Origin of the sequence: Paraglaciecola algarum (genome assembly GCF_021532655.1) — a bacterium.
In the GTDB taxonomy this organism is placed as follows: Bacteria; Pseudomonadota; Gammaproteobacteria; order Enterobacterales; family Alteromonadaceae; genus Paraglaciecola; species Paraglaciecola algarum.
This window is the reverse complement of record NZ_JAKGAS010000007.1, coordinates 139,745-152,212: the sequence shown is the minus strand read 5'-3', so window position 1 is coordinate 152,212 and position 12,468 is coordinate 139,745. Positions and strand designations below refer to the sequence as shown.

The 12,468-nt window shown below is 41.4% G+C and carries 9 protein-coding genes, 1 pseudogene and 1 riboswitch; of the genes and pseudogenes, 8 read left to right on the top strand and 2 right to left on the bottom strand.

Features of this window, described 5'->3' with window-relative positions:
* Positions 1-106: 106 nt before the first annotated feature.
* Positions 107-205, bottom strand: a riboswitch (TPP riboswitch).
* Positions 206-376: 171 nt separating this feature from the next.
* The 5 genes and pseudogenes from rpoZ (at position 377) to L0668_RS13570 (ending at position 4,366) form a co-directional block, all read left to right on the top strand.
* Complete coding sequence (gene rpoZ, locus L0668_RS13590) at positions 377-649, top strand: DNA-directed RNA polymerase subunit omega (protein ID WP_235313246.1); 273 nt, start codon at positions 377-379, stop codon at positions 647-649.
* Between the two features lie 111 nt (positions 650-760).
* Positions 761-2,899, top strand: a complete 2,139-nt coding sequence (spoT, locus tag L0668_RS13585) for a bifunctional GTP diphosphokinase/guanosine-3',5'-bis pyrophosphate 3'-pyrophosphohydrolase (RefSeq protein ID WP_235313245.1) — start codon at positions 761-763, stop codon at positions 2,897-2,899.
* A 40-nt stretch (positions 2,900-2,939) separates the two neighbouring features.
* The gene (gene ridA / locus L0668_RS13580) at positions 2,940-3,326 is read left to right on the top strand and encodes a deaminase RidA (protein WP_235313244.1); all 387 of its coding nucleotides are present in this window, start codon (positions 2,940-2,942) and stop codon (positions 3,324-3,326) included.
* Between the two features lie 41 nt (positions 3,327-3,367).
* Positions 3,368-4,036, top strand: a pseudogene (trmH, locus tag L0668_RS13575) (tRNA (guanosine(18)-2'-O)-methyltransferase TrmH); the annotation flags it as partial.
* A gap of 66 nt (positions 4,037-4,102) precedes the next feature.
* A complete protein-coding gene (locus tag L0668_RS13570; RefSeq protein WP_268820380.1) occupies positions 4,103-4,366 on the top strand; it encodes a TfoX/Sxy family DNA transformation protein in 264 nt (87 codons plus the stop codon).
* A 61-nt stretch (positions 4,367-4,427) separates the two neighbouring features.
* Here the strand turns inward: L0668_RS13570 and L0668_RS13565 are convergent, their stop codons facing one another.
* A complete protein-coding gene (locus L0668_RS13565) occupies positions 4,428-8,045 on the bottom strand; it encodes a 3-keto-alpha-glucoside-1,2-lyase-like domain-containing protein (protein WP_235313243.1) in 3,618 nt (1,205 codons plus the stop codon).
* A 209-nt stretch (positions 8,046-8,254) separates the two neighbouring features.
* Here L0668_RS13565 and L0668_RS13560 point away from each other — a divergent pair, with 209 nt between their 5' ends.
* On the top strand, positions 8,255-8,884 hold the full coding sequence (locus L0668_RS13560) for a peroxiredoxin-like family protein (RefSeq protein ID WP_235313242.1): 630 nt from the start codon (positions 8,255-8,257) through the stop codon (positions 8,882-8,884).
* A 63-nt stretch (positions 8,885-8,947) separates the two neighbouring features.
* On the opposite strand, the gene L0668_RS13555 is transcribed toward L0668_RS13560, so the two are convergent.
* The gene (locus L0668_RS13555; protein ID WP_235313241.1) at positions 8,948-9,427 is read right to left on the bottom strand and encodes a nuclear transport factor 2 family protein; all 480 of its coding nucleotides are present in this window, start codon (positions 9,425-9,427) and stop codon (positions 8,948-8,950) included.
* Positions 9,428-9,581: 154 nt separating this feature from the next.
* Here L0668_RS13555 and recG point away from each other — a divergent pair, with 154 nt between their 5' ends.
* Together recG and L0668_RS13545 are read left to right on the top strand one after the other, a co-directional pair.
* Positions 9,582-11,657: an ATP-dependent DNA helicase RecG gene (gene recG / locus L0668_RS13550; RefSeq protein ID WP_235313240.1), complete on the top strand. Its 2,076-nt coding sequence runs from the start codon at positions 9,582-9,584 to the stop codon at positions 11,655-11,657.
* On the top strand, positions 11,650-12,444 hold the full coding sequence (locus tag L0668_RS13545; protein WP_235313239.1) for a class I SAM-dependent methyltransferase: 795 nt from the start codon (positions 11,650-11,652) through the stop codon (positions 12,442-12,444). The genes recG and L0668_RS13545 overlap by 8 nt, the downstream gene beginning before the upstream one ends.
* The last annotated feature ends 24 nt before the right edge of the window (positions 12,445-12,468 follow it).

Here is a 12,468-nt window from a genome sequence, read left to right as displayed (position 1 = left end):
GGAAGTTGCTTGTCTGGAGAAATATTGTGTTGAAAAGCACTAATAGTGATCATTCACAAAATGAAAACTAGAAGCTGATAGAACATAATTAAAAATACAATATAAAATTATGCTCTCGCTTGTTTCCTTCGCGAGTATTAACTCGATCAGGTTCAACGGATCCCGAATTAACGGTCTCAGCCATAAGGCACTCCGACAAGAGCGAGCAGTATAAGCTTAAGCCTAAATCACATTCAAGAATTTTAGGTAATTTATCTGGAACTCAGGTTATTTGAAATAAGTTCGATCATTTGTAGATCAAATAGCTTTTAAATTGTTTGATTAATCAGTACACTATGCGACCTTTTTTTAATGTTAACACCCGACGGAGATCATCATGGCCCGCGTAACAGTTGAAGATGCTGTAGATAAAATTGGCAACCGATTTGATTTGGTTTTAGTGGCTGCTCGTCGTGCGCGCCAAATTGCTATTGAAGGAAAAGAACCTTTAGTACCAAGAGGCACAGATAAGCCAACCGTACTTGCTTTACGTGAGATTGAAGAAGGATTAGTGACTGCATCTAGCCTAGACGCAGATACTCTTCGTGATCAACAAGAACAAGATCAAGCCGAATTTGCTTCAGTAGCGAATATTCTTTCAGAAGAATAAACATTATTTTTGGTCTGCGGCTGCATTTTATTGATGTTAGCCGTTGGCTTGTTCGTCAAATCCCCGTATTCTTACTTTCTAATTCATTACTACTTATAAGTAAACGCATTCGTGTATCTGTTTGAGGGTTTAAAACAAAAACTTGAGATTTATTTGCCATCCAATAGGGTTGCAGATACTGAGCGAGCGTTTATTGTCGCAAGAGACGCCCATAGTGGCCAAATGCGTTCTAGTGGTGATCCATATATTACCCATCCAGTAGCAGTTGCAGCCATTCTGGCTGACATGCGTTTAGATCATGAAACCATCATGGCTGCGCTTTTACATGATGTTATCGAAGATACCGATCACAGCAAAGAAGATCTGAGCAAAGAGTTTGGTGAAACTGTAGGTGAGTTAGTTGAAGGGGTAAGTAAATTAGATAAGATCCACTTCAGCAGTAAACAAGAAGCCCAAGCCGAAAACTTCCGTAAGATGATGATGGCTATGGTACAAGACATACGCGTTATCTTAATTAAACTAGCTGACCGCACTCATAACATGCGCACCCTTGGATCGTTAAGGCCAGACAAAAGACGACGTATTGCCCGTGAAACTCTAGATATTTATTCGCCTATTGCCCACCGATTGGGGATTCATGATATTAAAAATGAATTAGAAGAGTTAGGTTTTCAGGCTATGTACCCTTTACGTTACCGAGCGCTAAAAGGCGCGGTAAAACAAGCACGGGGCAATCGTAAAGAGGTGATTGAAAACACCAAAAAAGAAGTCGAAAGTAGACTCGCTGAAGCGGGTATTAAGGCCGAAACCACAGGTCGTGAAAAACATTTGTACTCGATTTATCAGAAGATGAAAAATAAAGAGTTGATGTTTAATGAAGTGATGGATATTTATGCTTTTAGGGTGATAGTGGATTCTGTTGACCATTGTTATCGTGCTTTAGGCGCCATGCATGGTTTATATAAACCCATCGACAATCGATTTAAAGATTATATTGCTATTCCTAGAACGAATGGTTATCAGTCTTTGCATACTTCTTTAATTGGCCCTCATGGCATTCCAGTTGAAATCCAGATCCGCACCCAAGAAATGAATCAAATGGCTGACAAAGGCGTTGCAGCGCATTGGCTTTATAAAGATTCAGACGATGGCAGTGATACTACGGCTCAAGTGCGTGCACGTAAGTGGATGCAGTCATTGTTAGAGTTACAACAAAGTGCTAGCTCTTCATTTGAATTTATCGAAAACGTTAAAACCGATTTGTTCCCTGATGAAATTTATGTGTTTACCCCTAACGGACGAATTATTGAATTGCCTTTAGGCGCCACAGCGGTAGATTTTGCCTATGCAGTACACACAGACGTAGGTAATTCGTGTGTTGGGGTGAAAGTAGAAAGACGCCCGTTTTCATTAAGTAAACCTTTAGTGAACGGTCAAACCGTTGAAATCATTACCTCGCCTAGAGCTAAACCTAATGCCAACTGGTTGAATTTTGTGGTAAGTGCTCGTGCTCGTGCCCATATTCGTCATTACTTAAAAAATCAGCGCTCTGAAGAAGCGGTTGTCATGGGGAATCGTTTACTCAGGCATGCCTTAGGTAAGGTCAAACTAGACGAAGTACCTCAAGTAGACATTGATCGTGTGGTGGTAGAAACCAAACATAATAATTTTACTGAGTTGTTGGCTGATATTGGTTTGGGTAACGAACTAAGTGCCATAGTCGCCAGACGTTTATTGGGGGAATCTACCGACTTAGAGCATAAAGAAAACAAAGTGGCTATTAGAGGTACCGAAGGGTTATTAGTCACATATTCACGCTGTTGTCACCCCATACCAGATGATGAAATAGTGGCAGTGTTAAGCCCAGGTCGCGGTTTAGTGATCCATCAAACTGGCTGCAGTAACATTCGTAAATTAAGCAAAGAAGAATCTCACCGAGTGTTAACTATGCAATGGGATAATGATGTGAGTGGTAACTTCCATGCTTCAGTGCGTATTGAACTTATCAATCGCCAAGGAACCTTGGCTACATTAACCAGTACGGTGGCCGCGGCTGGCTCAGACATAGTAGGTTTACAAACCGAAGAAAAAGAAAGTAACGTTTATTATATTGATATTGAACTCACTATTAAAAATCGCCTGCAATTAGCTAATGTCATGCGAAAAATTCGTATTATGCCCGAAGTGCAAAGGGTATCTCGTCACAGTCAGGCCAAAAAAATAAGTAGCAAAACAAATAGCAAAAAATAACACTTGCTACTATTAAACCCAAAAATTAAAGGACATTATTATGACTAAGTCTGTTATTCATACCGATAACGCACCAGCTGCGATTGGCACATATAGCCAAGCTATTAAATCTGGTACCACTGTTTATCTATCTGGACAAATTCCACTGGTTCCAGAAACCATGCAAGTGATATCAGAAGACTTTGCTGAACAAGCTCATCAAGTATTTAAGAATGTTAGCGCAGTATGTGAAGCTGCTGGTGGCACCACGAATGAATTGGCTAAAGTGAATATCTTTTTAACGGATTTATCTAAGTTTGCTACGGTAAATGAAATCATGAGTCAGTATTTTGAGCAACCTTACCCAGCAAGAGCCGCTGTGCAAGTAAGCGCTTTGCCTAAAGGTGTGCAAATCGAAATTGACGGTGTGATGGAATTGCCTGAGTAAGCTAATTATATTCTGAAATAATCATGTCTGTAGAAGTCAAAATGGAGCCTGAACGTTACGCGCGCATCAGGCAACTCATTGCGTTACGCCAACCAAGCTTAACTGTGTGTTTAGAGCAGGTGCATAAACCGCACAATGTCTCTGCTATTTTACGTAGTTGTGACGCCGTAGGTGTGCATCAAGTGCATGCCGTGTGGGCAAAAAAAGCAGTGCTTCGTAAAGGCACTGCTATGGGCAGTCAAAACTGGGTTTATACCCAAAGGCACAATTCGATTGAAGCAGCTGTAACTCAACTCAAACAACAAAATATGCAAGTCTTGGTGACCAATCTGTCAGACACCGCGGTCGATTTTCGAGAAATTGATTATACCCAACCTACCGCTATTATTCTTGGTCAAGAAAAACATGGTGCCACCGAACAAGCCATTGCTTTAGCTGATAAAGATATCGTCATTCCCATGGTAGGCATGGTGCAGTCTTTAAATGTTTCAGTAGCAGCCGCGTTGGTGTTATACGAAGCCCAAAGGCAAAGACAAAATGCGGGCTTGTACGATCAACAACACCTGACAGAAGTCGATTGTCAAAAAATGTTGTTTGAAGGTGGTTTTCCTCGATACCGAGAAATATGTGATCGCAAGGGTATCGAATACCCATATATAGATGAAGCTGGGCAAATTCAAGCGGATGCTACTTGGTGGAAAAGAGTGCAAGCAATTCAAGCGGATGCTACTTGGTGGAAAAGAGTGCAAGCGACTGGCTCTAACCCTTATCAAGGCATGAATATTCGCGACCTAAAGGGCTTTGGCCTTAAAAGTGAAGAAATGTTAGCTAAGGTAGATATTTACACGGCTGAACAGTTTATGGCTGCTGATCCATTCCAAATTTATAAACAATTAAAACTAAAAGTAGCGGGTACCGGTTTAAATTCTCTTTATGCGTTAATTGGTGCGCAACAAGGCAAACATTGGTTGGACATTTCTGCTAATCAAAAAAACGAAATTTTGTTAAAACTAGATGAAATGGGACTAGCGCCTAAATAACTATCACCAAATAACACAGCCCGTTAATCACGGGCTGTGTTAGTAAGTTATGCAAAAATCATTAAAGTTGTTTCAGTTTAATATTCCTAAACCAGACCTTATCTCCGTGATCTTGTAGCACTATGTGGCCACCTGGGGTTTTGGCGAAATGCTGCCAGTCTTTAAACTTACTACCCGCGATTAAGGCTTTCCAGTTATCGTCAAACATCTGCACATCAACTAGTTTATAGCCATTTAACCAATGCTCAACATGGCCATTGTTAACTACTAAGCGTACTTGATTCCATTCTCCTGCGGGCAATACGCTAACAAATTTGCTTTTGATTAAATCGTAGTTGTCGCCAGAGCGATGTTTTTCAATTTGCCCATCACCGTGGTTAGGGTTATCCAAAATTTGCATTTCTGGGCCTGACAAGAATGGAAATTCTAACTCAGGGCTTTCTTTCACATTATAAATAATGCCGCTGTTACCGCCATGTTGCACTTTCCATTCTAAATTTAATTCAAAGCTTTCAACTGGCTCAGGAGTGATGATTAAGTCACCACCGTCTATTGTTTGCCAGCCGGTTTCTTCTGGAGTGCGACCAGCAAAAAATAAATTGCCGTTATCTATCCCCCAACGCTTGCCTATGCTTTGTTGGTTGTAGTTTCTGAAGTGGCCTAAAGACTGTCCATCAAATAGTAATTCCCACCCCTGCAGTTGTTCTTCTGCACTAAGCTCATTATGGGAAATGGTGTAAGTATTATTTAATTTTAAAGGTTTGTTTTGCGGGATCTTGTTTAAGGTATACCAAGCTTCAGTGGTCCACAGCTCATGATTATTTTCACTTTCAAAGGCTCGTTTGATCCTGAAATACACCACCTGGTTTTCTTTTAGCCCATCCAGTTTGATTTGGATTTTAGTGCGGTCTTCAGACAGAGTCAGGGCTTGGATTTCAAGCTCACGTTGATCTTTTTTCGGGCCGCCGTATTCTGCTGTAGGTTCGAAATACCATTGTTGAATTTCAAAGTCACTGGCTTGAACAAGTCGGTTTGTTTTGACAGGTTCGGTTAAGGTGATTTCAAAACCATCACTGCGGGCGCTAACACTTAACATTTCAAAAGTAGACTCTTGATTGTAAGTCAGGCTTTGAAGCCCGTACCACAATTTTTGACCGTGAGCCCAGTTGCCTGGATTACCAACTCCCCCCACAATCAAGCTACCATTTGGTGCCCACATTAATCTATTGACCCCCGCTTCTAAGCCTTGGCTAAAACGGAACACTGCGCCTTGCAATCGGCCATCTACACGCTCGGCAAACACGCGTTTAATGCCACCATGAGTTACGTCACCATGGATCATTTGATTTTTATAAGGGCCAACATTTAGAGGTGCAGGTTGACTAGCAGAATTACCAATATCACCTTGGGGTAACCAAACAACAGGTAAGGTTTCGTTTAAATTAGCCGTGCCCTCAAAATCCACTGAGCGCGAGCCATACCAAGCGCCGGGAGTAAGTTCGACAATTTTACAGGCCGGTAACCAGTCACCTTGGTTATCGGCAATAAACAGCTTGTTGTCTATGCCTCGACCTATGGTATTAGGGGTACGCAATCCGTGGGCGATAAATTCAACTTCGCCTGTATCTTTAGATATTTTTATCACTTTACCGCGGCTAGGTGCTTGTGGGTCAGCACTGGCTCCACCAGGTAAAATTGCGGTGGCTAATGCCCCATAAAAATACCCGTCCTCATACTCTAAGCCAAAGGCAAATTCATGAAAGTTGTCGGTGGCGGCCCAGTCGTTAGAGACTAGTTCATATCTATCCATAAAGCCGTCGTTGTTGGTGTCGACTAAACGAGTCAGTTCTTGTTTTTGTAATACATAAATCTGGCCATCAACCACTTTTACTCCAAGTGGTTCAGCTAAACCTTTGGCAATACGTTTTACTTTAATATCTTCAGGTTTTTCTTGGTAGTTTTCTACAAGATAAACTGAGCCTTCAGGGTCCCAAGTACTGACTACCATTCGACCATCCTCGAAAAAGTCGATGCCACCTACCATAGGTTTAAATTCATCTGGACGAGCCTGGCTTAAGTTAAACGATGGATGCACTCCTGCTACTTCTCGCATATCGCCAGGTACAGTTTTTACAATGTCAGGGTCGGTAATAATAGGTTTTACTTGTTTAATATCTTGCTCTGTCACTTGCAGCATGTCAGCTGGTATCACTTCGAATTTCTTAGACTCGGGGTTTAGCCATTGCAGTGACAAGGCGCCACCGCCACCGGCTTGAAAATAAATAATTTCTAAACTGTGCAAACCTGCTACTAATTTTACTTGTGCATCTTTAGGTTCGGCGGCATGGAATCCCCAGTTATTGATAATACGCTGACCATTTAAATACAAATAAGCGCCATCGTCTGATACCAACCTGATGGTGGTACCTAGGGATTGGGTGAGCTTTAGATTAGTTTTGACGTGATACATAAAATCATTGGTGGCTGGACCTAAATTCTCTATATTCGGGAAATGAATTTCAGAAACTAACGCCCCTAAACTAGGAATACTGGTGCGAGCATGTTGTTCATCTGGATCGCCATTTAATAATCCAGTGACATAAACATAAGCACCTTGAGAGGCTTCTACAAACTCAGGTGTAGTATCACTAAAGTTTACTGAAATACTCGGTTTGCCTAGTAATACATCAGTACCATCTAATTGCGTATCCTCAGTTGAATGTAAACTAAAAATATAATCCAACATAGTTCCAGCGTCGGCCATGCTCAAGGTGGCATGCGGAGTCATAGGTACTGCTCCCCAATTGCCTGCACCACCTGCAATTATTTTTTGACTTAGTTGCTCTTTGGCTCCACTAATAGTGATGTACCTTTGTGCTATGGCAGTGTAAGAAGGACCAACCGTTTTTACCTCTGCATTGTGGCAGGCTGCACAATCACTATTTTGAATCAGAGCTAACCCTGGGTGTACTTCTGGTTTTGCTGTTTTTACTTCTGGTTTTGAAATATCTATTGCAGAAAAGTCTACGCTGAAACTAGTTTGGCCATTTTGCAAAATTAAGGTTTGATTAAGCGAGTCGTATTCTCCAGCGCCTGTTAATTTAGCTTGTTGTCCGGCAAATAGCTGTTTGAGATAAAGAGTTAGGTTTGCAGGTAATCCGCTTACCTTAAATTGGCGGGTATAACTTAACTGGTTTCCAGCAAAACTGGCACTAGGAGTTTCTTCAATTTGAGCTTGCCAATCTTTGCCATTTTGAGTACCGGATGCTTGATACAATAAAGTGACGTTATCTTGATTGAGTTGATGACCCTGATAACTAACGTCTCCTGAATCTACCGACCAATTTGCTTTGCTATCAATGACAAAAGCTTGACCTTGAGTTTTAGGTTGTGGTCCATGTTTTTGGTCAAACACGGCACCAGATAAACTCAACTCTCCTTGCCAAAGTTTAAATAAAGCTGAGCGTTTAGTGTCATACGCGGCGGTAATATCATTGCCTAGTTTAAGGCTGATAATTCTGGTTTCACCGTCTAAAGTTGAACGCATGGCTTGTAAGTTTGGTTCCTTGAATGAACTTGGAGCTTGCTGCTCAGGCTGGTTACAAGCCACGCAGAAAATCACTAAGAAAACAATGAACGACCATATCGAGAAAGTTGAAGTGGTATTTTCTTTAAACATAGGTATCTGATCCTAAATAAACCGATTTTTATCATACTCTTAGGTTTACCTAGGAAACAGTAATTTGCATACGTATTCAACAAGTTAATTCAGTTAATTGAAAGATAGAGGGCACATATTTTTGTCAAGAAAACTTCTTATTTTGAAATTATTTATTTGGCCATTGGGTCTCTAATACGTCACTAACCAACCTAAATTTTTGAGTTATTATGAAAAAACTAAAACTATTAATGTGCGTCATTGCTTTGATGTCATTCTCAGCTGCTGCCTTAGACAGAAGTAAAATTGCTGATTCAGTAGAAAACGTCACCCCAATTTTAAATGGACAAGTTGCCCCAAAAGCCACATTACAAACTGTTGATGGCGATCCGGTTAGTCTTAAAGCCTTAACTATGCAAAAACCAACAATCTTAATATTTTATCGGGGTGGTTGGTGTCCTTATTGTAATCGTCAGTTAGCTGGCCTAAAAGATATTGAAGGCAAGCTTGGCGAATTAGGTTATCAAATTTTAGCGATTTCCCCAGAAACACCAGCTCAGTTACAAGCGCAAAAATTACAGACTAAGTTCACAGTTAAACTTTATTCTGATGCGGAACTAGAAACGATTAGTGGTTTTGGCATTGGTTACTACATAGAAGATGAAAAACGCACTATGTACAAATCTAAATGGGATATTGATTTAACCAGCGAAAAATCCTCTGGTACAGCTGTATTGCCGGCACCTGCTGTGTTTATTTTAGATCAAAAAGGTATGGTGAAATTTAATTACGTTAACCCAGATACAAAAACTAGGATTTCTTCAGAGTTATTGTATCAAGCGGCTAAATTGTCATTGTAAATCCGCAGGTTTTGGTGAGCGTAATGCTCACCAAAAAATAGTGACCACACCAAAAGATGGAGACTACCGCTTGCTATCCGCAACTTTGATTTTTTTAACTATGTCATCAGCTAGCTCATTAGGAATAGGTATAGTGAGATGATATTGGCTTATTTTCCAGCCTGCACTAGTTAGTTCTAATATTCCTGTTCCTCTACAATCGCAAAACGTCTTATTAGTGACCAGTTCATCAAACCAGGCTGTTTGTTTGTCTTTTGAAAAATAGATATGACGGTTGTCTGGGGTATAAGACCAACCTTTTCCTTGCTCAAAGTAAGGTTTGGCATATTGGTAAAACTGCTCTTTACTCCAACGTTCGCTGGCATCTGTACCAATAAAAACCGCATGTTCTGTCAATAATGCAAAATACTCATTTAGGTTGGCTTCACTTGCTGCTTGATGGAAATTATCTAAGGTTTCATTTACCTCTTGTACTGGGTCGGCAGAAGCGGTTAGCTGAAATGAGAATATCAAATAGGCAATCAACAACGATTTAAGTTTCATGGTGTACTCCTCAAATTAGCAGTAGTTATATTCAGAGTATAATAGCTTGATCCATATCGCTAATTCTTTGATTATATAGACATAACACTATATATCGATTTACCCACAGTTAAATGAATAACTTGACCACCCTATTATTGGGGCAATTTTCCCTTTGAAAGGCCTAGCACAAACTCCTATTACCGAATTAAAAGGGGTAGGCAGTCGTGTGGCTGAAAACTTCTTAAAGTTGTCTATTTCCTCTGTGCAAGATTTGTTGTTTCATTTACCCTTGCGCTATGAAGACCGCACGCGTATTTATCCCATTGCCGATTTACAACCTCATTTACACACCAGTATTCAAGGTGAGGTGATGTCATGTGACGTGCAGTTTGGTCGAAAACGTATGTTAATAGTGCGAATTAGTGACGGCACGGGTACGGTTACTTTACGGTTTTTTCATTTCTCTGCGGCACAAAAAAATAATCTAGAAGTGGGCACTACCATTAGGTGTTTCGGCGAGGTAAAAGCGGGTAAACATGGTTTAGAGATCATGCATCCAGAATATAAAACAGTTAATTCAGATAAACCGGATTTGATGCAAGAATCGCTAACCCCAGTGTATCCGGCAACTGAAGGGATTAAACAATTAACTTTGCGCAACCTCACCGAACAAGCGTTGAAGCTGTTAAAAAAGGGCGGATTAGTTGAATTATTGCCTCAAGGTTTATATCAACAACAAGTAGGTTTAGTTGAAGCTCTTATGCTTGTGCATAGGCCACCGCCAGATGTGACCTTGGTTTTATTAGAAGATGGTAAACATCCAGCCCAACAAAGATTGGTGATAGAAGAATTGTTAGCCCACCACTTGAGTGTGCTAAAAGTGCGCCAACAAAGTCAAAAACAAGCCTCATACCCGATCCCAGCAGGGGCTAAAGTATTGCAGGATTTTTTAGCTAATTTACCCTTTAAGCCAACTAATGCACAACATAGAGTGGCAGCCGATATTCAGCAAGACATGCAACAAAATTACCCTATGATGCGTTTAGTACAAGGTGATGTGGGCTCTGGTAAAACCTTGGTGGCCGCTATGGCGGCATTGTCGGCTATCGCCAGTGGTTATCAAGTCGGTTTGATGGCACCTACTGAGCTATTAGCAGAACAGCATGCTAATAATTTTCGTCAATGGTTTGAGCCACTAGGTATTGAGTTAGGGTGGTTGGCTGGTAAATTAAAAGGCAAAGCAAGACAGCAAGTACTAACTGATTTAAAGTCAGGTCAAATCAAGATGCTGATCGGTACTCATGCTATTTTCCAAGAAACTGTTGAGTTTAACAATTTAGCTTTAGTGATAGTCGATGAGCAACACAGGTTTGGTGTACATCAAAGGTTAGCCCTACGGGAAAAAGGAGAGTCGCAAGGTGCCTTTCCTCATCAATTGATCATGACAGCAACGCCTATCCCTAGAACTCTTGCCATGACAGCTTATGCTGATTTAAATACATCTGTGATTGATGAATTACCTCCAGGTAGAACGCCAGTAAAAACTGTGGTTTTACCTGATACCCGCCGTGATGAAGTCATAGTTCGAGTACGTAACGCCAGTGTGGAACAAGGTAGGCAAACCTATTGGGTGTGTACTCTAATCGACGAATCTGAATTTTTACAAAGCCAAGCGGCTGAAGATACTGCGATTTTACTGCGTACAGCTTTACCTGAGCTGAAAGTGGGTTTGGTTCATGGCAGATTAAAATCTGATGAAAAACAACAAATCATGGCTGACTTTAAAGCAGGAGAGCTGGACTTACTTGTGGCCACCACGGTAATTGAAGTAGGCGTGGATGTACCTAATGCGAGTTTGATGATCATAGAAAATCCAGAACGTTTAGGTTTGGCTCAACTTCATCAATTACGTGGCCGAGTAGGGCGCGGCTCAGTCGAGAGCCATTGTGTATTAATGTATCAAAGCCCATTGTCAAAAACTGCCAATAAGCGACTAGCAGTATTGCGTGAATCCAATGATGGGTTTTACATTGCTCAACAGGATCTGGAAATTCGAGGACCAGGTGAATTGCTCGGCACTAAACAAACAGGCCTAGCCGATTTAAAAATTGCCGACTTGGTGCGCGATGCTGAACTTATCCCCCAAGTGCAAAACATCGCCAATCATTTATGGGAGTCTTATCCAGCTAACGCCCAAGCTATTATCAACCGCTGGTTAGGCCACAAAGAGCAATACGGACATGCCTGATAATTTGTACCCCACAATTAAGATTACTACTGCCCCAGAAGCAACCGCTGAGGTAATTGCCCAAGCCAAACAAACCGCTCAGCAGTGGGGCTTAACTTATCAAAGCAATGTGGATAAAGGTTTAGCCTTAATTCAGCAAGCTAACCAATTGGAACTGCGCCAATTAGACGAGCCCAAAGTAGGCGCAGTGCTGGTGGACTTTGCCTCTGATGCTTTAACCTTTAGGCGTTTGCACGGTGGTGGCAAAAAAGAAGCCATAGCCAAGGCTCTGGGGCTTAAAGGTGTTGGTAAATTAAAAGTGTTAGACGCTACCGCTGGCCTTGGCCGCGATGCCTTTGTATTGGCAAGCTTGGGCTGTGATGTGGATATGATTGAACGTTCACCTATAGTGGCCGCACTATTAAACGACGGCTTACGACGAGCGGGTTCAGAGCCTAACTTGGCCGACTGGCTTAATGCTCGAATGAAACTATTTCACGGTGTGGCCTATGAGCTTTTAGCCAATTGGCGCAAGCAACAACCAAAGAATATACCCGATGTGGTGTATCTCGACCCTATGTTCCCACACCGTAAAAAAAGCGCGGCAGTAAAAAAAGAAATGCGTTTGTTTCAGCAATTACTTGGCCCCGATGAAGATGCCAACTTATTGTTAGCCCCAGCCTTGGCTTTGGCCAAAAAAAGAGTAGTGGTAAAGCGTCCATCTGGTGCGCCATATTTGGCTGATACAAAACCAGATATTGAAATGAAAGGCAAAGCAAATAGGTTTGATGTGTACTTGATTGTATAAAGCAGAGAAATATTCACTGGAGGA

What these genes read in the sequence shown, in the direction of transcription:
- ridA (WP_235313244.1), top strand. Translation starts at nt 2,940, where the DNA reads ATGACTAAGTCTGTTATTCATACCGATAACGCACCAGCTGCGATTGGC.
- L0668_RS13545 (WP_235313239.1), top strand. Translation starts at nt 11,650, where the DNA reads ATGCCTGATAATTTGTACCCCACAATTAAGATTACTACTGCCCCAGAA.
- L0668_RS13570 (WP_268820380.1), top strand. Translation starts at nt 4,103, where the DNA reads ATGAATATTCGCGACCTAAAGGGCTTTGGCCTTAAAAGTGAAGAAATG.
- L0668_RS13565 (WP_235313243.1), bottom strand. Translation starts at nt 8,045, where the DNA reads ATGTTTAAAGAAAATACCACTTCAACTTTCTCGATATGGTCGTTCATT.
- L0668_RS13560 (WP_235313242.1), top strand. Translation starts at nt 8,255, where the DNA reads ATGAAAAAACTAAAACTATTAATGTGCGTCATTGCTTTGATGTCATTC.
- L0668_RS13555 (WP_235313241.1), bottom strand. Translation starts at nt 9,427, where the DNA reads ATGAAACTTAAATCGTTGTTGATTGCCTATTTGATATTCTCATTTCAG.
- rpoZ (WP_235313246.1), top strand. Translation starts at nt 377, where the DNA reads ATGGCCCGCGTAACAGTTGAAGATGCTGTAGATAAAATTGGCAACCGA.